Here is a 242-nt window from a genome sequence, read left to right as displayed (position 1 = left end):
CCACTTCTGCATACATCATAAAACAATCCGTGTTATCAAGAAGTGTAACCAGTTCCTCGATACTTCCTGTATACTCTCCGAAATCCAATAAAGCTTCCACTTCCTCAATCGTGTTTCCTGATTCCTGTATTTTTTCAGCAAGATGATTCAATGCAAATAAACTTTCATATTCTCCGAAGCACTCCGTCAATCCGCAAATGTTGGATTCATAATCAGTAATAAAGATTTCCTCATAACGTGTA

General features: G+C 37.2%; 1 protein-coding gene. It reads right to left on the bottom strand.

Translation table 11 applies throughout. The features are described 5' to 3' along the window. Window positions 1–242, bottom strand: a 242-nt coding sequence (locus tag LJE08_RS14385) for an antirestriction protein ArdA (RefSeq protein ID WP_227403631.1), incomplete at both ends; no start/stop codon positions are given.

It is taken from the genome of Holdemanella sp. DFI.5.55 (assembly GCF_020593575.1).
GTDB classification, from domain to species: domain Bacteria; phylum Bacillota_I; class Bacilli_A; order Erysipelotrichales; family Erysipelotrichaceae; genus Holdemanella; species Holdemanella hominis.
The sequence above is the reverse complement of the archived record's forward strand: the minus strand, read 5'-3'. Positions and strand labels throughout refer to the sequence as shown.